The following is a 21,208-nucleotide window of genomic DNA, read 5'->3' on the forward strand; positions in this document are numbered from 1 at the left end:
CTGGCGCACATCATCGGTCACCGCGCAGGCATTAACGACGACAAGGCGGCAAAAGCGATTGCCCATGCCATCCTCGGCGGCGTAACCGCAGCCCTTCAGGGCAACAGTGCCGCAGCAGGCGCTGTGGGAGCCGCATCCGGCGAACTGATTGCGACAGCTATCGCCAGACAGTTCTATCCGGACACAGACCCGTCGAAGCTGACGGAAGAGCAGAAGCAGACCGTGAGTACGCTGGCATCTGTTTCAGCGGGCATAGCCGGCGGGATTGCTGGGGGAAATACGGCTGGTGCGGCGGCCGGGGCCAGTGCCGGGAAGAATAGTGTTGAGAATAATTATCTCAGCGCTGACCAGACAACCTCATGGCTTGAGAAATATAAATCGGCATCAACGGATGAAGAGCGTAAGAAACTGGTGGATGTTGCGAGCAAAGCGAATGCGGCTCAACAGCAAAAAGCGCTGAACACACAGATCAGTAAGGATTATCTTGTTAAACAACAGGATGACCTTATTCAGCTTATGCAATCACCGGGTTGTGATGCAGATTGTAAGCAACTGGCACAGTACAGCATTAATCAGCTGTCGCCAGTGATTGATAACTATGACGAGATGCAGCGATCAAACAACATACCTAAAGCAGCTATCGCAACGATTTCTCTTTCAATACCGATTCTTGGTCGTGCCGTTGCTCCTGCTGTTGCGGACTTGATTGGCAGTTCAACATTAGCAACAAGAGGTGTTTCTGCGGCTACAAGTGGAATCGCAAACGCCACGTCTCAAGCGTACAATATCCATAATGATCCAAGTGAGGTATTTAGCCCGAATAGTCTTATCACAGCAATGATTACTGGAGCAGCTACAACTGGTATGAAATATGTTGGAACTACAGCAGTGAGCACCGCAGGAGCAGGGATAAGTAGCCTCATTGATGGTAAGAATCCAACAGCGCCTATGATCGGGGCTGCAGGTGGAGCTACGTTAGGTTATTTGTTTGGGTTGGGTGTTCAGAAGGTTGATAATAAGGTATGGAATCCTTGGAGTAATGGGTTTAAAGATTATCAAAATTCGAGAATGCCATCAATAATAGAGCCACCTAAAGTAAACCAATTACCAGCAATAGCAGGTGCTACAGCAGGTGGCTATCTATCTGAGAGAGCGGGAAAAGCAGGTGAAGATTACGTCAAGGGGAAATTGAAATGAAAAAAATAATTTTTTCCTTTCTTCTTTTTTTACTTATGGGTTTCGTTACCCTTTTAGCAGGATGTGTTTTAGTTTCAGTGTCTAGCAGATTGACTGCTTTACTGATAGAAGGACATTGGCCTTCTTATTCGATTGTTAATTTCCTTGATGACTTTAACTTTAGTCTCTTCAATGGGTTTGTTTTTGGTGTGCTCATGTTTTTTGTGAATTTATTCTTGAAAATGAAAAAATATAAATAATAGAATTTGGTTGTTGTTGAGAATATTTTTGGGGTGATAAGGACATCACAATCTTCACCGAAAAGTACGTAAGTGCGGAGGCTGAGGACGAGAGGGAATAGCTTCTGTCTGATTTGAAAAAGCTGGGAACAGATAAGAAAAAACAAGCATTTATTAGATGCTAATGAGTGTGGAATAGCGTCCTAACGGGATTGGATAAAAGTTTTTACAGTTTTTACAGTTTTTACTGAGCTATTGCTCTCCAAACTTAACGACTCTATCAGTACCGAACTCATATCCTGGCCCTTCAAAAAGGATTAATTAAATGATTTATCTGCTATTAGGAATTGCGCTGTTCGCATTTTTCGTCGGAACGGTCGTTTTTTTTCGTTTTAGTAAAGCGACGGGAAGAAGCGTCCAGTCACCGTTTACCCCGATGTTTTTCTTTGACGCGCTCTTTTTTGGTCTGGGTAGTAAGCGAGACATGAACATCGCAGCATGTTCATTTATCGCCTTTTTAGTCACTATCTGGGGATTAACTTATTTAAAATTAAGCACTCATTTTTGGGGCAGTCGCGAAAGCTATTTTGGTTTTGGGATCGCCGGGATTTTATTTCTGATTATGCATTGTCGCTATTGTGCAAAAAATGTCGTTATCAAAAATGATGGCCTGGCTCCCATGAGAGAGTTGATTAATCTCCGGCGGTCCGGCCTCACCAGCCCCTTTATATGGTTAAGCAGGTCCGGGTATCTGGGGTTCTTTATTGGCATGCTTCACTGAAGCGAGATACTGCAAAACAGTCTCCGTGCCCCTGGAGACTACCCCAGCCTCTCCACCCGCGTCTCCCCCTCCACCATTGACAGTTGATACAGCGAAAACGATCGCTGTTTCTCAATCAACTTCGCCAGCTCCGGCGAGTGGCTGGTGAGCCAGATCTGCGAGTAGCGGCTGGCCTCGGCGATTAAGCTCGCCAGCGCGGGAAGCATCTGCGGGTGCAGGCTGTTTTCCGGTTCGTTCAACGCGATAAACGCCGGTGGGCGCGGGCTTAACAGCGCTACCGCCAGGCACAGAAAGCGCAGGGTGCCGTCGGAGAACTCCGCCGGTTCCAGCGGCCTGCTCAGCCCCTCGCGCTGCATCATCATGCGAAAACGTCCGCCGGTGTTGTCGCTGTAAAACACGCAGCCGGGGAAGGCCTGGTCAAGGATGCGCATCAGCAGCAGCTCGTCGCCGATCTCGACGATAGTCTGAAATGCCGCCGCCAGGTTGGCACCGTCGCTGGCCAGCACCGGGGAGCGGAAGCCGACCTGCGGGGCGCGCATCGCCGAGCCGAGTGATACAGAAAACTCATGATAAAAGCGCCAGTTACGCAGGGACTCGCGCATCTGCGACACTTCCGGGTAAAGATGCGGTTCGCCGAGCTGCCCGAACACCGATTCGTTCTCGTACAGCGTGCCGCTGTGGGTCACTTTCTCGTGATGCACGTTGTTGAGAAACACCGCCTGGTTCTTACGCTTCATCAGCTGTGACGAAGGCCGACGGTGCTGGCCGCTCAGCCAGATGGACTCCTCTTTGATCACCGGATCGAGCTGAAACTGCGAGGGATAGGGCAGCTTCTCCACAAACCCGACCTGCAGCTCGTATTCGTAGGTCTCTGTTTCCACCGCCAGATTCATCCGCCGCAGCTGGTCGCTGCGGGTTTTGCCTGCCCAGAACACCTTCAGAATGCCGCCCTCGTTTGCCAGCGCCTGGGAAAATTGCCCCTGGGCGGCGCTGTGCATCAGGTGTATCGCCTTGTAAATATTGGATTTCCCGGTGCCGTTCGGCCCGAAGACGATGTTGAGCTGCTCCAGCTCCAGCGACATGTCGCGGATGGATCGGTAGTTTTGAATGTGCAGGGTGTTGATCACTGGCAGGCCCCTTTTGCAGAATAAGCCTGTATATAATCACAGTCTTTGAGATGAAATGCAAAAAAGAGACGACAGTGAGGATGTCGTCTAAACGGGGTACTGCTTTGGGCCTCTACGGGTCAATGGGGCCTTCGCATTTTTATGATCACTTGACTGCCAGACGCAGACCCAAATCATCAGGATAGGGATCAAAGTAGTTTTGCGTCATCAGATACCGGTCGGGGTATTCGGCCAGGTAGTGCTTCAGCAGCGTGATCGGGGCGAGAATAGGCAACTGTCCGTTGCGATAGTGCAGGATCACGTCGCGCAGCTCGCCGCGCTGGCGGGTGTTCAGCTGGTTACGGAAATATCCCTGGATATGCATCAGCACGTTGGTGTGATTCTTCCGCGAGGCGGGTTTTTTCAGGATGGTCATCAGTTTTTCCCGATACGCCACGAAGAAGGCGTCCAGGTCTTCCCACTCGTGCAGCGAGGCAACGAACGGGCCGATTTCGCGATAGCCTGCCTGATGGTGCGCCAGTAGCTGAAGCTTATAGCGGCTGTGAAAATCCAGCAGCCCACGGCGCGTCAGACCTTTAGCGCGCAGCGTGTTTAGCTCGTGCAGGGCAAATACCCGCTCGATAAAGTTTTCCCGCAGCACCGGGTCGTGCAGCCGACCATCTTCCTCGACGGGCAGCCACGGGTAGGTTTCAAGAAGGGCGGCGGTGAACAGCCCGACGCCCTCCTTGCGGCCCCGGTTGCCGTTTTCATCGTACAGCCGCACGCGTTCCAGGCCGCAGCTTGGGGATTTTGCACAGACGATAAATCCCGACAGATCGCCGATTTTTGGCAGATAGCCCGCCGTAAAGTCGGCCATTTTCTGCGTGAGGTCATCATGAGGCGGCTTGCTGAAACGGAGCTGCGTTTCGCCGCTGTCCGTCAGCGTCAGGCGTATGGCCGGGCGAGGCGTCGGCAGGCCGATGGCCATTTCAGGGCAGACGGGCCTGAAATTCACCCACTGGGCCAGCTCATCCATGACGAAGCCCATACGCTTGTGTCCGCCGTCAAAGCGAACGGCGGATCCGGTCAAACATCCGCTAATACCGAGCACAGGTTTCGTTGTCATGGTGTAGTCCTCCCGTTCATATAATTAAAACTTACACAACATGACTAATTTGTCCAAGTATTAGCGGAACTATTTTTTTTATTCCTTTAAAATCAACGCGTCTTAGCTGCCCTTGTAGGTCGAGTAACCGTACTGGCTCAGCAGAAGCGGGATGTGCAGCTTCTCGTTGGTGCGGGTCACGGTAAACAGCACAGGGATCTCCGGGAAGAAGGAGTCCAGCTTTTTGCCGTGGAAGTACTCTGCGGTTTTGAAGGTCACTTTATACACGCCAGGCTGCATGTCCTGATCCTGCGGATAGAGCGATTTGATGCGGCCGTCGTGGTCGGTTTTACCGCTGGCAATCGGGGTCCATTTGTCCTGCTGCTGTTTCTCCAGCGTAACGGTCACGTCTGATGGCGGCATCCCGGTTTGCTGGTCGAGAATGTGGACGCTCAGCGTGCCGGCAGGGGCGCTAAAGGCAGCAGGGGCAAAGGCCATCGAGGCCAGGATCAGCAGAGGGGCAGTTTTTTTCATGGTGTTTTCCTGTTGAGTTATTCGTCACAGGAAAACGTTAGCATCTGCGGCGCGGGAAAATATTCAACTTTTCGTGAAGATTCCCGCAGGAGAAAATTATCAGAGGATAATCACTTCAAGCGATACCTGCTGCTGCCACTGCTCCACCTGTTTTTTCCGCCCGGCGGTGAGTTTGCCGCTGGTGACCAGAAGCCATTTGCGCTCCGGGAAAATTTCCGGTGCCAGCGCGTCAGGCGGAACCGGCAGGATGTCGATTCGGTGGCCCTGCCCGGTGCGCGTTAAGGCTTCGAGCCAGATCTCGCACGGGTCGTTCAGGTGCCAGCCGCTGAGCAAAATATTATCGCCCGGCGCTTTTTTATCGCCTTCGAGGCAAAACGAGGTGTAGGCGATGATGATGCCGTCGAGGATCGCGCGCAGGGTCATGGCGGCGGCGACGTTGGCCGAGACCTGGCTGCGCAGCGGGCGCAGCACGTTCGCGACCAGCTCCGGCCTTGGGTATTCGCGTCCGGCGTCGTAAATCATCTGGCGCAGGGACTCGACCTTGCCGTCCTGCAGACGTTGCAGCATGTTCTGCTGCAGGGTTTGCCAGTTGTTGGTCCGACCCGGCATCGGGCGTTCCAGCAGCGGTTTGACCTGGCCGATCGGGACGCCTTTTTTGACCCAGTCGAGAATTTTTAGCGCCTGCTGGACGTCCTCGTCGCTGTACTGGCGGTGGCCGCCTTCCGTGCGCTGTGGCTTGAGTAAACCATAGCGACGCTGCCACGCCCGCAGGGTGGTGGCGGTGATGCCGCTGAGTCTGGCGAATTCGCCGATGGAGTAAGCCATGTCCGTGTCCAGAGTGGAGGAATACTCTCAATATACTACGAATTTTCCCGAACGGGATGAAGCGCCGAAACGGTGCACTACACTTAACGTCCAACCGTGCAAATGAAAGGAATTCTCATGAAGCTATGGCCTGTAGTGACCGGTGTTGCCATTGCGCTGACGCTGGTCGCCTGTAAATCCCCCACGCCGCCGAAGGGCGTGCAGCCGATTTCCGGTTTTGACGCCAGCCGCTATCTTGGCAAATGGTACGAGGTCGCCCGTCTGGAAAACCGCTTTGAACGCGGGCTGGAGCAGGTAACCGCCACCTACGGCAAGCGCAGCGACGGCGGCATCAGCGTGCTCAACCGGGGCTACGATCCGGTGAAGAACAAGTGGAACGAGAGCGAAGGCAAAGCGTACTTTACCGGCGAGCCAACCACCGCCGCGCTGAAGGTGTCCTTCTTCGGCCCGTTCTACGGCGGCTATAACGTGATCAGGCTGGACGATAAGTACCAGTACGCCCTGGTCAGCGGCCCGAACCGCGACTACCTGTGGATCCTGTCACGCACGCCAACCATTCCGGATGCGGTGAAGCAGGATTACCTGAACACCGCGCGCGGTCTGGGCTTCCGAACCGATCAGCTGGTGTGGGTGAAGCAGTAGCCCCTACTGGTAGGAAAACGTAATGCTGGCCAGCGCGTTGGCCGAGCCGGGGACCAGTTCGCCGGTTCGGATGTACTGCGCCTGGAACGGTAACGTGAGCGTCTGCGCCGCCGTGGTGCTCTGGATGAAGAACTGGCCGGTCGCACCCGCGGCCGAGCTGTCCGGCCCCATCGTCAGCGGCCCGCTGCCGTTGTAGAAAAACTGCACCCCAACGCCGGACGCCGTGGAATCTCCGGTCAGGGTCACCACCGACGAGGTGTTCGACGGCGTGGTCTGATCGGTCATCACGGCGTGAACCGCTACGTTCGCGTCGCAGGTCAGACCGACGGTAAACGTCCCCGATGGCGACGTGCTTCCCATCGTGGGCAGGGTGCGAATATCAATGGTGCCCAGCGCCACGCTGGCGTTTTTGCTGCCGACCGTACACCCGCTGGCGGTCACCGTGATGGTGGTCGGGCTGATAATCACCTGCGCCGTTTTCGTTTCGTTGTTATAGGCGGTGAGCACCGCGGCGTTGATGGTCGGGATGTTATAGACGCCGGATTTCAGGGCGGCACCGGTTTTAATAAAGGTGACCTTTGCTGACCATCCCAGATCCTGGGCAAACCCACTGGTGCCCTCTGCCGGGTAGCTTTGCGTGATACCGGTTTGCAGGGGAATATATTGCGTACTCTTAAAATCCTTCAGCCCGATGATATACCCCACGCCCGGTACGCCGGTCTCAAAAATGGTGTAATTCGCGCCGTCGACGGTGACCGTCGCACCGCTTGAGATGGCGCTGCTGCTGGGCTGCAGCGTGCCTTTGTTGCAGGTAAAAATAAGCCCGCACCAGAACACCTGCTGCACGCTGGCGGTGGCGCTCCAGGTCGAGCCGATAATGCTGCCCGGCACCACGGAATCCGCTGGCCCGCTGTAGGTCATCGGCTGAGGGGAGAGCGTAATGTCCGATTTCCAGTCCAGAGCCTGCACGCTGGCGCAGAAAAGTAATCCGCCGAGAAGAAACGCTAAACGCATCATAGATACTCCGTTGTCCAGGTGGCGAGGGCTGACACATCACCGGCGCTCACCGGCGTAGCAGTGGCAACCAGCTGCGCGTAGAAGGTCATCTGTACGCTGTCATCCCCCGCCGTTCCGTACGCGGTGGTCTTTGTATTCAGGGGAATGAGTACGCTCTCTTTATCGAGGATCTGCACCGCCACGCCGGTAGCGCCACCGTCGGCAATTTTCAGCAGCTGCGGGTTGGCATCATCCGGCGTACCGCTGAAGCGAATTTTTACGCCAGCAAAGGTTGGCCCGCACGCTTCAAGCCTGAGCGTGAAGGGCGTTTTGATATTGCTGACGGCCCCGGCACGGCTGAACTGTTTAATACCAATGGTGCCCAGCGGCACGTTTTGCTCCCCGGAGTCCTGCGCCACCACGCAGGTGTTGCCGATCAAATTGCCGGTGACGGAGACCAGCACGTCGTAGCCGCGAACGGGGAGCGTGAAAACCAGCAGCAGCGCAAGGCAGCCGATCCGAAGCGTTACTGACATACCACCTCCTGAGAATAAAGACCGGTGCGGGCGTTATAGTTCTGCTTGTTTAAGGCGTAGGTAATGGCGCAGCGCTGGCGGCTGCCGCGGCCCCACACGGCGTTCAGCGTGCCCTTCTCTGACAAACCGGAGAGATACAGGCTGCCGCCATCGCCGACGATGCCGCTGGTTTTGTCATCATCGAGCGAGACCAGCGTGCCGAAGGGGAGCACGTCGTTGCCGTGACGTACGATAAACATCGCTTTTGCCCCCTGGTGCGTGGTGAAGGTGGCGCGAACCAGGGCGCCATCGGTAGGCGTTTTGTTGGCGATGGCGTTTTCCAGCTCCACGTCGTTGCCGGCGGTCGTCACGTCCAGCGCGACCTGGTTAACGCGGTACGGCGTAGCGTACGGGATCACCGCGTAGCCACGGCCGTCCGTTTTGATGCCCTTATGGTTAAGCACGGCGACATTGCTGGCTCCCGGGGCTTTTACCAGAATGTTGGTATTTCCGAGCGGCTGGCTCAGCGTCAGGCCATCTTCATGCACTACCGCGCCGCCGCTGATGCCGTAGCTGAGGTTGCGGGAGTCGCTGGCGTAGCTGTAGCCCAGGTTGTAGTCTCCCCACGCGCCTTCGTATTGCAAGGTGGCATCGCCGCCGTAGTGCTGTCGGGAGCTGTAGCGCTGGTTGACGCTATAGAACAGATTCTCCTCACCCGGCAGGTAGCCGCTCACGCCCGTGCTGGTGGTTGTGCCGGTGGAGTCCGCATGGGTCGTGGTAAAGCGCGCGCGGGTCGACAGCGTCGGGTTGCCCAGCGGGACCGAAATCGACATCGACAGGATGTTATCTTTCTTGTCGTCATACAGGCTCGAGCTTCGCTGGACGCTGACGCCAAGCGACACGTTGCGAAACGTGGCGTTCCACGCAAACTGCAGGCTTTGCGTGGTATTTGACGTGTTCCAGTAGGTCTGCTGATCCCACGACAGTGACAGCGAGCCGTATTGTCCCATCGGCTGCGACAGCAGCAGCTGGTTTTTTGCCTTGCGCGACATGCGCAGGTTGTACACGGTGTCGTATTGGGTGGTGACGGTGCCATCGTCTTCCACCGTCTGCTTTGGCGATCCGCCCGACATGCCTTTGTACGTGGTGTCGCTGAGGGTATAAAACCCTTTCGTGGAGTAGCGCAGCGAGAAGAAATTCACCCGCGTGCCAATGTCGTTCAGCAGCTTGCTGTAGCGCAGGCGCACCGAATCACCGGTATAGCGCCGATCGTCCGCCAGCTGGCTGCGGGCGTGGGTCAGGTCGATGGAGTAGGCGCCAAAGCGGCCGAGGTTTTGCCCAAACCCGAGGGCCAGGCCGTTATAGCGATCGGCAAACTGCGCCCCGCCGTAAAACGTCAGGCCGTATCGCCAGCCGTAGAACAGCTCGCCCTGCGCGAAAGCGGGCGCGTCCTGATTGCCCGTCGGACGGTATTTCCCGGCGCCGAGGGCATATTTCACCTGTCCGTTACGCACCAGGTTCGGCACGCTGGCAAAGGGGAGCGTGTATTGCGTTTTGCTGCCGTCGTTCTCCTGAATGGTGACCGCCAGATCGCCTCCCGAGGAGGTCGGGTAGAGATCTTTCAGCACAAACGCCCCCGGCGGGACGGAGGTTTGATAGATGATGTTGCCGTTCTGACGAACCGTGACCGTGGCGTTGCTGCGCGCGATGCCGCGAACTTCAGGTGCATAGCCGCTGAGGCTGGCGGGCAGCATGTTGTCATCGGTTTTCAGGGCGATACCGCGCAGGCCTACGGAGTCGAACACCTGCGCCGATGTGTACGTTTCCCCGGCATACACCTGCGCGCGCAGGGCGTGAATATCGCGCTGCAGCCAGGTCTGCACGTGGGTGAGCTCATTGCTGTCTTTGGTCCACGTGGTGAAATCACGCAGCCGCCACGCGCCCAGGTTGACGCCGCTGTTGAGGCTCGCAAACAGCTGCTGTTCCCGCGTGCGCGTCTCGCCGCGATACTCATTGTTCGAGCCATTGACCACGTAATTCAGCCACGCGGCAGGAATGCCCGCCTCCCAGCTTTCCGGGCTGACGTACCCGCGCGGCAAATTGCGCATCGCACTTTGCGGTACGGTGAAGCTCAGGGTGAGCGTCTTCTGGTCCAGATCAAACTGCGTATCCGCAAACGCCTTCGTTAGGAAGATGCAGCGCTGCGCCAGCGGCAGGTCGCCGCCCTTCGCCTGATGGCTATCGATGCCCAGCGCGGCGAATTGTTCAGGCGTGAGGCAGGGCAGCGCTTCACCCGTGCTGTCTTCAGCAAGGCGGAACGTGACGTTACCCGTGAACGCATAATTCGTATTGATATATACGTTGAGGTTGTAATCACCCGGCGGCAACGCGCTCCCGGCGTTGACCCAGGCGAGATCGGCGCTGTTTGCGCTCTCGCCGTTGAGGAACGCGGGATTAAATTGCAGCTCGCTTTCAGCAGCCACGGCTTGCCGAATCACCAGGGAGATCACCGTGGCGCACAGGATTTTTATTTTCACGTGGTCACGCCTTACTGTTTTTATTATTGGGATAACGACGCGCGCGCGGCGGGGGTCCATGCCCCGTAATCGTTAATGGTCTGATAGCTCATGCTGCCCGCATGGCTGAAGGTTTCGGCCAGGGTCACGCTGCTTTTCGGGGGCACCATCACCGGCTGCACCGGCATACCGTCAATTTTCACGTTGATGGTGGTGAGGTAGTACGGCGTGGGGTTGCTGAGCGTGACTTTTCCGGCGCGATAGGCACCGGCCAGTTTTTTCCACGCCTCTCCCGGGCTCTCGCTGAGTCCCTCCGGGCGATAAAAGACCTTGATGCGGTTAGCCGACGCAAACTGCAGCGTATTCCCGGCGCCGCTTTTCGCCTGCTGGGGGATGGCTTTGACCGTCATCCAGTAGAGCGTCTCCCGATCCGCTGGCAGGGCTTTGCCGTTAAACATGATTTTCACCGCGCTTTCGCTGGCCGGTTTTATGACGTACAGCGGCGGCGTGATCGCGAAGTCGTTGGTGCGTTCGCCTTTCTCATTCTCCATCCACGACTGGATGAGGAACGTAGCGTCGGGATGGGTGTTTCTCACCTGCATCATGGCCTGGCTGGTGGCGCTGGAGTAGACCATTCGCGTTGCGCCCAGCCCCACGCCGCCGGCATAGACGGCGGAGGAACATAACGCGCCCGCCAGGCAAATCCATGTGTTTACGCGCATAGTGTTTCTCCTGAAAGCTAAGACAGGCCCGGCCGCAGACCGGGCCTGAAGATTACGAATAGGTCACGGTGTAGGTTGCGACGGCGCTGGCATCACCCGCGGTGGCGCCGCCCTTCGGCGAGTAATATTTCGCGCTGAAGTTCAGGGTGTTGGCACCCTTACGCAGAGGGATGGCCGCAGCAGGTTCACCCAGGTTCACCACGTTGCCCTGCTCGTCATAAAGGCGAATAGCCACGTTTTGCGCAGAGTTGGCGCTGCCGTTTGCTCCGACGGACAAGCTATTAACATCGGAAGTGTCCGGCGTGCCGGTGAAGGTGACGGCCACGGTTGTGGCGGCAATCGGGTTCTCATCCGTAGAGGCTGAGGTATCGGCGATTTCGCAATCTTCCAGGGTGATGGCAAACGCTTTTGCCGTGCTGGCAACGCTGCCGGCGGTCGCCAGCGTTGCGGTACGCACTTCACCCATGTCCACGTCAATGTTGGCGCTTCCTGCGCTGATGGCGCAGGCGGAGGTCACCACTTTGCCGCTAAAGTTCACCGTGCCGCCGCTGGTGCCGGCAGCCAGGGCCGTGCCCGCTGGCAGTAATGCCGCAATAGCGATCGCGAGCAGCGTTTTATTATTGAATTGAGCTTTCATTGTCCTGATTCCATTATGGTGTTATGTCGAGATTTGCTCTGAAAGCAGCAGGTCTAACTGGTTAAAAAGACCAGCAAATCTGTCTTGTTCCTGAGCCCGAGTTTTCTTATCGCTGAGCTTTTTAACGCGCTGACACGACGGTAAGAAAGCTGCTCTGTTTCGGCGATGTAACGCATATCCAGACCCTTTCGCAGTTCCTTCAATACCCTCCATTCACCCGGCGTCAGCGATAACGCCGTGGGTTTTTTTAGTGGGCGATAACGGCTATCGACCATTTTTAATACGCTGGCTCGCCAGTGATAAAGCGGGTCCTGCAGCGAGAGATAGGCGTCTATTTCACCGCGTATCCACAGCCAGGAATTTGCCGGTGCGGAATACATGCAAATAAGTACGTCGGGATAAAGTACTTTCATCTTCCTGATATATTTCAGGCAGTCATATCCCGCGTGATATTTCTCCATGCCGGATAAAAAAATCACGTCTACCGGTGCGGCTGCGAGTATCGTTTCGATCTCCGCGTAATTATCGATCGATGCTGTAATCTGCATAGCCGGGACAATATTTTTTAATAACGCGGCGATCCCCTGGCGCGCAAAGTGATCTCCACCCAATAGCGCGATATTTAAATGACGTGTGTTGTTGAGCTTATTCGCCATGTCATTCCCTCGATTTATAATTGTAATGAGACTCGTCTGTCTGGCAGAACGATGCCTGTATTTTCGAAGCAATTAAGCATTGCACGGTGTGAGCCCACTATACTCAGGGCGTAAAAGAGGTAACCTGAATTAATCTTAATTTGTTTTAAGTACGGTTTAGGTGTAGCGTCAATTTCTCCTCGCTGAACCGGCTTTTGCTTATCTGCCTGTAAATAATCATACCGGTAGTTTTTATTGAAAAGTTGGCTTTAATAAATGTTTTGTAAGGAAAGAGTCTGGAGACGTCATGCGACGCGGGTTGTTACTGACGGTGGCTAACAGTTTCGCACCGAAATTGTTAATTAAGACGACAGCTTTCGAATTGGTCGTAATTTCGAAACCCGCTGGCAGAGCGCGTTCTCTCTGCTTTTTATTAAAAAAACAAATTAAGCGCGCTGAATAATTCAGACAATGATGGCTAAAGCGTTCAACGGGCGCCTTTGTCGAGTTTTGTCAGTGTCAAGACGGCTTAAAATCGCGGTTAAGAAAACTTCAGACCGGTCAGATAAAGAGAAAGGAAAAATAAGATTTTTCGCCAGGCGCCAGGCGCCAGGATATACAGTTGCGCATTTATCCGTCACATTAATCCTTACACAGGCGAGGGATACGCAGGTTAACCGTGAAGGGAATCTACTGGAGCAACAGGCGTTGACCGGAGGTATTTAGCCCATTCTATGCATAAGCATTACATTATTAATGGCCTGGTAGAGTTTCATCCAGCGGCCAGCACATTACGCGATCTCAACAATCCTGACCGGGTGGTGGTATTAAATTCCCCGGCGGGCCGCTGTTTGTTGTTATTAATAGAAAGAGTCGGAAGTATTGTGACTCAACAGGAGTGCATGGATATTGTCTGGCAGCGCCGGGGGATGCTGGTTTCGCCTAATACCTACTACCAGAATATTTCTATTCTGCGTAAGGGGTTGAAGAAAGTGGGGTTTGAAACCGATCCGATTGTCACTATCCCGCGCATTGGGCTGACGCTCGCAAGCGATACGCAAATCACCGTTAAAGAGACGCAGCCGCAGGCTGATGAGGAAGAACGTGCTGCTCCGGATGTCTGCGAAGAGACTGTCGGCCCGACGCCCCCGACACGCCGCTTCTGGCTGCCGGGCGCGCTGGTGCTATTGCTGATGCTGGCTGGCGTGAGCGTTATCAGCCATAACCTGCTGCATGACAGCTATTTCGTTGACGGGTATCGCTTCGCGATGAAGATGGGCGAATGCCAGCTCTATTTTTCTCGCGATATTGAAACGCAGCGCGACAGGGATAAAGCCCTGGCCTATGCCGCCCCGTTTAAGGACCAGTGCGCGAACTATCCCTGGGTGTACGTCAGCGGCTACATCCTGCTGCCTCGCGCATCGGTCATTCGCTGTGACAGGCCAATGACGGAACCCAACCGCTGTATGTCCGATTATTTTATAGAGGATCGCTAGTATGGTTCGCTACCGTCAAACGCTTGTTGCGCTCTGCCTGTGCCTGTTGATGGGGGCTGTCGTGGCAGCGTATTACCTCTGGCATCGCCATTACATCCAGCCCTTTTCCTGCCAGGCGAACTTTATTCAGCATCACCGTGATGAAACGCTCTCTCTGTGGCTGAATTACACCGTGGAGGGTAACAGCGGAATACTCAGCATGAATGGCCGGTTGAAAAGCGATCCCACGAAGACCCTGAATCGCAAAGTTTTCTTTCAGATTGAGCGCAAAGACAGCGTCTATAATCTGACGTCCATACGCAATATGAAATTTCCGGACGACAACATCAGCGACAGCTGGCTGGAGAAGTACGAGCCCTTATTTTTTATCTATCCGAATAAGAATATTTATATGCGTATTAAGAAACAGCAGAATGAGAATTATTTATTTATTCTGGGAACGCTGCCGACCTATGTGTGCCACACGTCAAAAAACGGATAGCGACAGGGAGAAATGTTTTTAATTTTTTGCGGGCATCATTTATGCTTGATTTAACAGCCAGGACCTATCTTAGGAAAATATAACAGCGACAATAATGTTGCGATAATGTAATTATTCTTCGGCAAGTTAATGAAAAATATAATTGATGATAGCGTCAGAATGACGCCTGCACGGAATAAATCCCTGCATATGGGTTTACTCCTGTGGCCCCATTTCTCGCTTTTCGCATATTCAGGATTAATAGAGGCGTTACGTATTGCATCCAGCGTCCAGAAGCGTAGCCAGAAAATACGCTTTAAACTCAGCCTGATAAGCACTTACCCCGACTTACCGGTAGTGAGCAGCTCAGGGCTCAGCGTGCGGCCTGAGGCCGCCCATGCGCCGCCCGGCGACTTCGACTATATTGCGGCGATCGGCGGAGGTCTGGAGCATCTTCACCAGGGACACCGTGGCGACAGAGCGTTTCTCACGGAGGCTTATCACAACAACGTTCCCCTGATTGGTATTGGTACCGGCAGCTTTATTCTGGCGGAGGAAGGCTTACTGAACGAGCGCCGCGCCTCGATTCATCCTCATCACCATGACGTTTTCACGCAACGGTTTCCGCAGGTTTATGCTGAGCAAGGCCTCGATTTTATCGACGAAGGCGATGTGCTGACCTGCCCGGGCGGGATCTCAACGCTCACCCTGGTAACGGCGCTGATCCGCGCCCACGGGGGAGACGACATTGCGGCCACCACCTCCCGGCGGCTGTCCCTTCCTCCGCATGACGCCGCCACGCCGCGGCCCGCGAATATCGCCATGATCCCTGATTCACGGCTGCGCAGGGCGGTGACGATCGTCGAACAGTATCTGACTCACCCGCTGAACGCCGCCAGGCTCGCGCAGGACGTTAAGCTGAGCGAACGCCAGCTTAACCGCCTGTTTCACGCCGAGTTTGGCAAAACGGCGCGGGAATTTATTCGCAGCGCCAGGCTGCGCTATGCCTGCTGGCTGCTGAAAAACTCTCAGCAAAGCGTGACGGATATTGCGCGGCGGATGCGGTTTAGCGACTGCGCCCATTTTATTCGTCATTTTCAGACCGAGTACGGCTGCACGCCGGGGGTATGGCGCACGTCGCAGAACTGATGCACCTATTTCGTGCTTTCTTCGTAGGGTATTACTGGCTCGCCTGGATAGACTTCCGTTAAAAGCCTAACGGAGGGAAGACGACATGAACTGGCAGCCTTTTCGCGGCGATGCACCGGAAAATATGACGATTTTCAGCGCGTCATTTCCCGACGTCAGCGACCAGTGGCCGATGAAAGACGACGCTGCCCGTGAGATCGCCTCCCTTGACCGCGCCCTGAAAGCCGAGCCAGCGCTCCGGCCTCCGAGAGTGGAATACGACGAAGGGGGGCAGGCCGTGCTTGTCCCGCAGAACCGCTATTCCGAACAGGCCTTCCGCAACCGCCCGGCGCTCACCGCGTGGCGCACCCGGCTGGTGCCCTCCGCGCTGGCGCTGTTTGTGGTGCAAAACCCGCTGGAGGACCGCCTGCCCGACGGCACGAAAATGGACAGCGACAGCCGCCAGTGGTTTATACACGCTAACGATGCGGTTGGCGTGCGATCCCGCGCCAGGGTGCTGGCCGCGCTGGTGGATAAGTACATTCATAATGAGAGCGAGAACAACTGGGTTAGCCTCGCGAGCGGTGCCGCCATCCCGGTGCTGGAGGCGCTGCGCGAAGCAAAGCTTGACGGCCAGCGGGTGTATCTCACGCTGGTGGACAAAGACCCGGTGGCGCTCAGCTGGGCCGAAACCATGGCGGCGCAGGAAGGGATTGTGGTGGGCGAACAGCTGACGCTGCTCAGGCGCAACCTGCTCCATACGCTGGTGCGTAACGAGGACCTGCTGCTGGAGCTGGGCGAGCATCAGGCCGAACTGGTCGACGCGCTTGGGATTTTCGAATACTTCAACGATACCGATGCGGTGATTTTTCTCCAGCGCGCGCTGCGGCTGGTTAAGCCCGGCGGCGCGGTGATTGTGTCGAACATGCTCACCAGCAGCCCGCAAATTGACTTTGTGCTGCGGGGTATCGGCTGGGAGGATATTCACCCGAGATCGTTACAGCAGCTGCAGGATATTCACCTCGCGGCGGGCGTGCCGGTGGAAAACGTCACCGTGGTGGTGCCGAAGGACGGGGTGTACGCGGTGATGGAGATTAGGGTTTAGCGCGAGCTGTGTGGGGGGACAAACCGCACAATCGGTTCCCTCTCCCTGAGGGAGAGGGCTAGGGTGAGGGGGAGCAGGGCGCACAGAGTGACTTGCATTAGTAAGATTTTCCCAACATGATCCCCCCATGAAAATAGAAACCGCACTCCCCACACACTTTGAACGTCTGGTCGCGATCTGGGAATCCTCCGTCCGCGCCACCCATTACTTTTTACAGGAAAGCGATATTGCGGCGCTGCGCCCGTTATTGCTCAACGCCTATCTGCCAAACCTCAAGGTCGTAATCGCTCGCGATGACGCAGGCGTTATTCACGGCTTTTTAGGCGTGGATGAAAACCGCATTGAAATGCTGTTTGTTGATGACGCGAGCCGCGGGAAGGGCGTCGGGAAATTGCTGCTGCAACACGCCATCGCAGCGTTCGGCGCGAACGAAGTGGACGTGAATGAGCAGAACCCGCAGGGCGTGGGATTTTATCGCCATATGGGGTTTGAGCAGGTCGGACGCTCGGAACTGGACGGGCAGGGGAATCCGTTTCCGTTGCTGCATATGCGGTTGGGTGAGTATAAATAATCAATAGATAATTTAAAACGTTACCGTAATTTCTGAGGGATATAATTACACCCTTATCATTCATTAAAAAAATAATTGTATTAAGTTACGGTGATATTAATATAGCTCTCGAAAAGGAGAGCGCAGATGAGCGATGGAATAAAAATTGGCGGAGTGCGACTGCTAACGCTCGGTGAAATTAACCTTGCCAAAACACTTTATGGTTTAAGTATTCGTTATAATGAAGTGTGGATTCATCGGGGAAGTTATTTGCCCTTCAATATGCAGAATTTCAGAACCGCAATGACGCCAAACGGTGAGATTTATTTTATGGAAGGTACGTATGAAAACGACTTTTCCATGTCCCATCAAAGAATGTCTCGTATCGTCGGAGCGCATCTTTTTCTGCATGAAATGATGCATGTTTGGCAGCATCAGCACGGTATGATGGTACGCCTTCGCGGAGCATTCTCCTGGGCTGTCGACTATTCCTACCATTTAGATAAACATCACTTGCTTGATTACGGTCTCGAGCAACAAGCCTCTATCGTCAGTGATTTCTGGCTGCTCAATACCTATGGATTTGATCCCCGCAGCAACCTGCATAAACTCATTGATTATGACCCATCGGAACCAAAACAGGATCTTCTCAGGCGGTATGAAGTTATTTTAGGAGACTTTCCACAGTGAAACTAAAAATTCTATTCATTCCGATTATCTCAATGTTGACCGGTTGTCCGGGTGAAAACCTGAATATTCCTGAGCAGCGAACGATCATGATAAATGGCAATCATTTTTGTTTTAGTGTTGACGAAAAAGATATTTTGAATGGATATACAATTTCGTCTATGCAACACGGTGAATATAAAGAGTTTGCGACCAAATTTCAAAGGCGTTCATATCCAGATAGTTGTATCGAGATTGCCTTGCCAGCTGGCTATGCCTATGAAATCTCTTATACCTTGAATGAGCGAAATTATTACTATCCATTTTTCAAGGATAATGACGGCAGAGTCATAAATTATCATTAGGAGGAAAGTCAATGTCATTACCCGCATACATGTTTCTTTATGATGAAAATGGAAACCCGATCAAAGGCAGCTGCAATGTTTCGGGCAGAGAAGGTGCGATTGAGATCCTTAACAGCAATTACCACATCCATCAGGTTTGCAGCGCCAGCACGGGCAATCTTATGGGTGCCAGAGAACATGGGGCATTCACTATCCATAAGCAGATCGACAAAACGTCGCCTTACTTTGCAGATGCTTTATGTCAAAGCAAAAGGCTACAGAAAGCGGTTATCCACTACTATGATGTGAACGAAGCAGGATTTGAATTCGAGGTGTACCGCATAACGCTGGATAGTATCGTGATTATGTCTATCGATGCTGCCCATACTTGGGTTCCGGGGGCGCCTGGTCATAATATGATGGAAAGTATCGGGATTCGTTACCGCGGTATCGAGTGGTTTTATCTGGAGGGACACATTAAATATGAGGATCACTGGAATAAGGTGCCTCACTGATGCCGTTAGTGACGATTGGATCCCTCTCCCTATAGGGAGAGGTCTAAATGATTTAGTTGTGCACTGAAATTAATAATCGTAAAGAGCAGTTATGTTCTTTTTGATAAAAGAATGTATAAGCCTACGATTGTAACAAAAATCCATATCAAATTCATTGCAGTTTTTTCTGGTAGCCATGTTACGGCAAACAAAGCAAAAATAATGACACATAGTAATGGTACTAAGCCTCGAAGAATGAAGAGAATTTGTTCTTTTAACCAGAGCTTAATGCTATTCATTACAGTCCACTTTTAGAATGGCCATCTTAAATGTTCTCATAATTTTTACTTCGTCTTTTATATGGTGCCTTTTCAAAATAAAAATTATCCGTTGATGTTGGTCTCATTAAAAAGCTTAATATGCGAAGTGAAATTAAAATGTGACTGGCCTTGCAAAGCCTCCAACAATAAATGCGATAAAACATTAACAATTAGTGCAATGAATATTTTCTATCTATCAATAGATAGAAAAAATGTGCTAAAGCTTATTGAAAAATAAAAAGAGGCTTTCATATAGGGAGACATCTCATATGTCGCCTCCCTCTTTTTAAAGATTAACCCAACTCACTTGTAGTATGCCAGAAACAGCCGCTAAGCCAGATGGTTTGTATTTGGTTTTGCGAGGCGCTTTCCAGGACGCTGAGTTTGAATCGCCGCAAGCGCGTCCTCTATCTCAATAAGCTTTGCCTTCGTCCGTTTATAATCACCTGCAACCTCTGCTCCTGCTCATTATACGCCACCAAAACGATGCATCCTTTCATGACTTTTATCGTGACCTGCCGTCCGGTATCAAAACCCGCCGCGCGCAGCCACTTGCCGGAAAGGATGATTTTTGGGGTGGATTTGTCGAAAACATTCGGGCGGTATCCCACAATTAACGAACGCTCTGTTCCGGATTGGTCGGTGTCTGGGGTAGAATGCGAATCAGCCATAATCAACTCCTTGATAGTTGGTGAGGTTAGACGCTCCGGTTGTGTTCCCGCACATCGGAGCGTTGCAAATACAGGAGGTTTAGGTGGCCTCATGTCAATCATATCGCGCGAAAAAAAACCAAAAGGCGGTGGGCAGTCTCCGCAGTTTAAGATGCGTATTGATCCGGCATTGAAGGAGCAGTTGGATGCTGTGGCGGCTGAGGAAGGTGTGAGCCTCGCCAGCTGGTTAAAGGAGCTAGCGAGGGAGGCTCTGAGGCAAAAGGGAGTAACTCCAAAAGGATAAAATAAGATAAAATTTTGGAAAGTATTAAGCTTAATAATCCTAATTACAACTTTTTATAGTATCGTAATAGCTTATCATGCCTTTCTAAATCAACGCTTTTAATAAAAGCTAAGATGCCAAGAATAATTTCTTTGCTATTAGGATCACCTTTCTTAGAAAGGTGAAATATTTTATTTCTATAAGAGTTATAACTGTTCTGACCGATGCCCAATTTAGGGGTTGCTATAATTCCAGTAATTTCTCTTCGGGAGCGTGGTCCAGAAAGCATTTCTTTCTTTTTGTTTATTGAGTAACCCTCCTCACAAATGATTAACTTAACAACGGTCCAAGCTTTTTTTATAACACTAAGTTTATTACCTGATATTGATATATCATCTGCATATCTGGTATAGGTAAGCGCATGTCTATCACAATATTTCCCAATTCGCTGATCCATTCTCAAAGAAACAAGATTTGATAAGCAAGGAGAAGAGGGGGCACCTTGTGGTAGATAGCCGTTTAAAGTACATATAGATGTTAAATGGAAAGCTATTTTTTTGGAGTAACCAGCGGCTCTGAAAATAGAGTAAACATAGCTCGCTTTAATGCTAGGGAAAAAATCTTTTATATCCAATTTTAGAATATATTGATTTCCGGAATGCGGCTGAACGTTTTGTTTTAATGATATGCCTGATATAAAACCAGTGGCATATGGTGATGACTGCAGTTTTTCGAGAATATTACGTAATATCCATCGTTGCAAAGCTTTTAACTGTCGATTTGGGCTATCAATTGACCTATAACCACTAGTTTTTTTTGGTACTTTGATGTGACAATAGTATCGAGAGTTATCAGTTAAATATTGCGAAAGCAATGCATGTGGCAGTCGTGTCTTAACGGAAAGATCTTCTATGCTTTGTAAGATGGGTAAGAAAAGTAACCTTTGAGTATATAAGCTTTGAGAGTGTTTGGCCAAAATAAGCTCCAAATTAATAAAGCGTAAATGGTGCTAACTCCTAACGGCTAAGGAGAGCCAGGCAGGGCTTAAAAACCCTGGCGCACAGGGTTTTTAAGCCCTGATTGGCTCGTAATGCGCACGAGGCGCCAAAACCACTGGGGGTGGGTTTGGCGAATCGATCGCATTACCATGTTACAGCTAAATTGTAGGACTAGAGGTAATGCTTCTCTATCCTCTGGAACGTCACACCGCATTTAAGGCCTTGCGCGTATGATTAGTTCCCGCTTAGGAGTTAGCTTAGTCATTATTCTATAAACAGAAATGA

Annotated in this window: 22 protein-coding genes and 2 pseudogenes; 12 read left to right on the top strand and 12 right to left on the bottom strand. The window is 52.6% G+C overall.

From position 1 onward, the window contains the following. Together ACWKXN_RS17415 and ACWKXN_RS17420 are read left to right on the top strand one after the other, a co-directional pair. Positions 1-342: pseudogene (locus tag ACWKXN_RS17415) on the top strand (VENN motif pre-toxin domain-containing protein); the annotation flags it as partial. Between the two features lie 1,398 nt (positions 343-1,740). Further along, the gene (locus tag ACWKXN_RS17420; protein WP_058841828.1) at positions 1,741-2,196 is read left to right on the top strand and encodes a hypothetical protein; all 456 of its coding nucleotides are present in this window, start codon (positions 1,741-1,743) and stop codon (positions 2,194-2,196) included. Between the two features lie 38 nt (positions 2,197-2,234). Here ACWKXN_RS17420 and ACWKXN_RS17425 read toward each other — a convergent pair whose 3' ends face one another. The 4 genes from ACWKXN_RS17425 to ACWKXN_RS17440 all read right to left on the bottom strand — a co-directional run bounded on the left by ACWKXN_RS17425 (position 2,235) and on the right by ACWKXN_RS17440 (position 5,766). After that, entirely contained in the window at positions 2,235-3,323 is a 1,089-nt protein-coding gene (locus ACWKXN_RS17425; RefSeq protein WP_454544074.1) for an AAA family ATPase, read from the bottom strand. Between the two features lie 145 nt (positions 3,324-3,468). Further along, entirely contained in the window at positions 3,469-4,428 is a 960-nt protein-coding gene (locus ACWKXN_RS17430; protein WP_094935840.1) for a YbgA family protein, read from the bottom strand. A gap of 102 nt (positions 4,429-4,530) precedes the next feature. Further along, complete coding sequence (uraH, locus tag ACWKXN_RS17435; RefSeq protein WP_033147068.1) at positions 4,531-4,941, bottom strand: hydroxyisourate hydrolase; 411 nt, start codon at positions 4,939-4,941, stop codon at positions 4,531-4,533. A gap of 99 nt (positions 4,942-5,040) precedes the next feature. Next, positions 5,041-5,766 (bottom strand): MerR family transcriptional regulator, encoded by a 726-nt coding sequence (locus ACWKXN_RS17440; RefSeq protein ID WP_032661978.1) that lies wholly within the window; start codon positions 5,764-5,766, stop codon positions 5,041-5,043. A 117-nt stretch (positions 5,767-5,883) separates the two neighbouring features. On the opposite strand from ACWKXN_RS17440, the gene ACWKXN_RS17445 reads away from it, so the two are divergent. Beyond that, on the top strand, positions 5,884-6,408 hold the full coding sequence (locus ACWKXN_RS17445) for a lipocalin family protein (protein ID WP_047059663.1): 525 nt from the start codon (positions 5,884-5,886) through the stop codon (positions 6,406-6,408). A gap of 3 nt (positions 6,409-6,411) precedes the next feature. Here the strand turns inward: ACWKXN_RS17445 and ACWKXN_RS17450 are convergent, their stop codons facing one another. Genes ACWKXN_RS17450 through ACWKXN_RS17475 form a run of 6 tightly spaced genes read right to left on the bottom strand, consistent with a single transcriptional unit; the run spans position 6,412 to position 12,450 of the window. After that, positions 6,412-7,422 (bottom strand): fimbrial protein, encoded by a 1,011-nt coding sequence (locus ACWKXN_RS17450; protein ID WP_454544107.1) that lies wholly within the window; start codon positions 7,420-7,422, stop codon positions 6,412-6,414. After that, positions 7,422-7,940, bottom strand: a complete 519-nt coding sequence (locus ACWKXN_RS17455; protein WP_039263502.1) for a fimbrial protein — start codon at positions 7,938-7,940, stop codon at positions 7,422-7,424. The genes ACWKXN_RS17450 and ACWKXN_RS17455 overlap by 1 nt, the downstream gene beginning before the upstream one ends. Beyond that, positions 7,931-10,456, bottom strand: coding sequence for a fimbria/pilus outer membrane usher protein (locus tag ACWKXN_RS17460; RefSeq protein ID WP_454544075.1), 2,526 nt, complete (start codon positions 10,454-10,456; stop codon positions 7,931-7,933). Before ACWKXN_RS17460 ends, ACWKXN_RS17455 begins: the two co-directional genes overlap by 10 nt. Positions 10,457-10,479: 23 nt before the next feature. Next, a complete protein-coding gene (locus ACWKXN_RS17465) occupies positions 10,480-11,157 on the bottom strand; it encodes a fimbrial biogenesis chaperone (protein WP_454544076.1) in 678 nt (225 codons plus the stop codon). 52 nt (positions 11,158-11,209) lie between these two features. Continuing rightward, positions 11,210-11,794, bottom strand: a complete 585-nt coding sequence (locus ACWKXN_RS17470) for a fimbrial protein (RefSeq protein ID WP_029740784.1) — start codon at positions 11,792-11,794, stop codon at positions 11,210-11,212. Positions 11,795-11,847: 53 nt separating this feature from the next. Next, the gene (locus ACWKXN_RS17475) at positions 11,848-12,450 is read right to left on the bottom strand and encodes a helix-turn-helix transcriptional regulator (protein ID WP_087823667.1); all 603 of its coding nucleotides are present in this window, start codon (positions 12,448-12,450) and stop codon (positions 11,848-11,850) included. 713 nt (positions 12,451-13,163) lie between these two features. Here ACWKXN_RS17475 and ACWKXN_RS17480 point away from each other — a divergent pair. The 8 genes from ACWKXN_RS17480 to ACWKXN_RS17515 all read left to right on the top strand — a co-directional run bounded on the left by ACWKXN_RS17480 (position 13,164) and on the right by ACWKXN_RS17515 (position 18,693). Then, on the top strand, positions 13,164-13,925 hold the full coding sequence (locus ACWKXN_RS17480) for a winged helix-turn-helix domain-containing protein (protein WP_320711199.1): 762 nt from the start codon (positions 13,164-13,166) through the stop codon (positions 13,923-13,925). 1 nt (position 13,926) lies between these two features. Then, a complete protein-coding gene (locus tag ACWKXN_RS17485; protein WP_023309865.1) occupies positions 13,927-14,406 on the top strand; it encodes a hypothetical protein in 480 nt (159 codons plus the stop codon). Between the two features lie 189 nt (positions 14,407-14,595). Then, positions 14,596-15,534: a GlxA family transcriptional regulator gene (locus ACWKXN_RS17490; protein WP_045143055.1), complete on the top strand. Its 939-nt coding sequence runs from the start codon at positions 14,596-14,598 to the stop codon at positions 15,532-15,534. A gap of 85 nt (positions 15,535-15,619) precedes the next feature. After that, positions 15,620-16,618, top strand: a complete 999-nt coding sequence (locus tag ACWKXN_RS17495; RefSeq protein WP_064673829.1) for a class I SAM-dependent methyltransferase — start codon at positions 15,620-15,622, stop codon at positions 16,616-16,618. Positions 16,619-16,745: 127 nt separating this feature from the next. Continuing rightward, complete coding sequence (locus ACWKXN_RS17500) at positions 16,746-17,189, top strand: acetyltransferase (protein WP_454544077.1); 444 nt, start codon at positions 16,746-16,748, stop codon at positions 17,187-17,189. Between the two features lie 126 nt (positions 17,190-17,315). Continuing rightward, positions 17,316-17,858 carry a type IV secretion protein Rhs gene (locus tag ACWKXN_RS17505; RefSeq protein WP_109845908.1) on the top strand — a complete coding sequence of 181 codons (543 nt, stop codon included), beginning with the start codon at positions 17,316-17,318 and terminating at the stop codon, positions 17,856-17,858. Then, positions 17,855-18,199 (top strand): putative T6SS immunity periplasmic lipoprotein, encoded by a 345-nt coding sequence (locus ACWKXN_RS17510; protein WP_454544078.1) that lies wholly within the window; start codon positions 17,855-17,857, stop codon positions 18,197-18,199. The genes ACWKXN_RS17505 and ACWKXN_RS17510 overlap by 4 nt, the downstream gene beginning before the upstream one ends. An 11-nt stretch (positions 18,200-18,210) precedes the next feature. Further along, positions 18,211-18,693 (top strand): Hcp family type VI secretion system effector, encoded by a 483-nt coding sequence (locus ACWKXN_RS17515; RefSeq protein WP_454544079.1) that lies wholly within the window; start codon positions 18,211-18,213, stop codon positions 18,691-18,693. A gap of 629 nt (positions 18,694-19,322) precedes the next feature. Here ACWKXN_RS17515 and ACWKXN_RS17520 read toward each other — a convergent pair. Beyond that, positions 19,323-19,663, bottom strand: a pseudogene (locus ACWKXN_RS17520) (SymE family type I addiction module toxin). Between the two features lie 91 nt (positions 19,664-19,754). On the opposite strand from ACWKXN_RS17520, the gene ACWKXN_RS17525 reads away from it, so the two are divergent. Next, positions 19,755-19,946: a toxin-antitoxin system HicB family antitoxin gene (locus ACWKXN_RS17525; protein WP_045631216.1), complete on the top strand. Its 192-nt coding sequence runs from the start codon at positions 19,755-19,757 to the stop codon at positions 19,944-19,946. A gap of 43 nt (positions 19,947-19,989) precedes the next feature. Here ACWKXN_RS17525 and ACWKXN_RS17530 read toward each other — a convergent pair whose 3' ends face one another. Further along, on the bottom strand, positions 19,990-20,901 hold the full coding sequence (locus tag ACWKXN_RS17530) for a retron St85 family RNA-directed DNA polymerase (protein ID WP_454544080.1): 912 nt from the start codon (positions 20,899-20,901) through the stop codon (positions 19,990-19,992). Between the last annotated feature and the right edge of the window lie 307 nt (positions 20,902-21,208).

It is taken from the genome of Enterobacter sp. UPMP2060 (assembly GCF_053709655.1).

Bases quoted from the DNA above. Each gene is read 5' to 3' on its own strand.
- ACWKXN_RS17420 (WP_058841828.1), top strand. From the start codon at position 1,741: ATGATTTATCTGCTATTAGGAATTGCGCTGTTCGCATTTTTCGTCGGA.
- ACWKXN_RS17455 (WP_039263502.1), bottom strand. From the start codon at position 7,940: ATGTCAGTAACGCTTCGGATCGGCTGCCTTGCGCTGCTGCTGGTTTTC.
- ACWKXN_RS17450 (WP_454544107.1), bottom strand. From the start codon at position 7,422: ATGCGTTTAGCGTTTCTTCTCGGCGGATTACTTTTCTGCGCCAGCGTG.
- ACWKXN_RS17440 (WP_032661978.1), bottom strand. From the start codon at position 5,766: ATGGCTTACTCCATCGGCGAATTCGCCAGACTCAGCGGCATCACCGCC.
- uraH (WP_033147068.1), bottom strand. From the start codon at position 4,941: ATGAAAAAAACTGCCCCTCTGCTGATCCTGGCCTCGATGGCCTTTGCC.
- ACWKXN_RS17465 (WP_454544076.1), bottom strand. From the start codon at position 11,157: ATGCGCGTAAACACATGGATTTGCCTGGCGGGCGCGTTATGTTCCTCC.
- ACWKXN_RS17480 (WP_320711199.1), top strand. From the start codon at position 13,164: ATGCATAAGCATTACATTATTAATGGCCTGGTAGAGTTTCATCCAGCG.
- ACWKXN_RS17515 (WP_454544079.1), top strand. From the start codon at position 18,211: ATGTCATTACCCGCATACATGTTTCTTTATGATGAAAATGGAAACCCG.
- ACWKXN_RS17445 (WP_047059663.1), top strand. From the start codon at position 5,884: ATGAAGCTATGGCCTGTAGTGACCGGTGTTGCCATTGCGCTGACGCTG.
- ACWKXN_RS17470 (WP_029740784.1), bottom strand. From the start codon at position 11,794: ATGAAAGCTCAATTCAATAATAAAACGCTGCTCGCGATCGCTATTGCG.
- ACWKXN_RS17505 (WP_109845908.1), top strand. From the start codon at position 17,316: ATGAGCGATGGAATAAAAATTGGCGGAGTGCGACTGCTAACGCTCGGT.
- ACWKXN_RS17430 (WP_094935840.1), bottom strand. From the start codon at position 4,428: ATGACAACGAAACCTGTGCTCGGTATTAGCGGATGTTTGACCGGATCC.
- ACWKXN_RS17495 (WP_064673829.1), top strand. From the start codon at position 15,620: ATGAACTGGCAGCCTTTTCGCGGCGATGCACCGGAAAATATGACGATT.
- ACWKXN_RS17500 (WP_454544077.1), top strand. From the start codon at position 16,746: ATGAAAATAGAAACCGCACTCCCCACACACTTTGAACGTCTGGTCGCG.
- ACWKXN_RS17525 (WP_045631216.1), top strand. From the start codon at position 19,755: ATGTCAATCATATCGCGCGAAAAAAAACCAAAAGGCGGTGGGCAGTCT.
- ACWKXN_RS17475 (WP_087823667.1), bottom strand. From the start codon at position 12,450: ATGGCGAATAAGCTCAACAACACACGTCATTTAAATATCGCGCTATTG.
- ACWKXN_RS17490 (WP_045143055.1), top strand. From the start codon at position 14,596: ATGGGTTTACTCCTGTGGCCCCATTTCTCGCTTTTCGCATATTCAGGA.
- ACWKXN_RS17485 (WP_023309865.1), top strand. From the start codon at position 13,927: ATGGTTCGCTACCGTCAAACGCTTGTTGCGCTCTGCCTGTGCCTGTTG.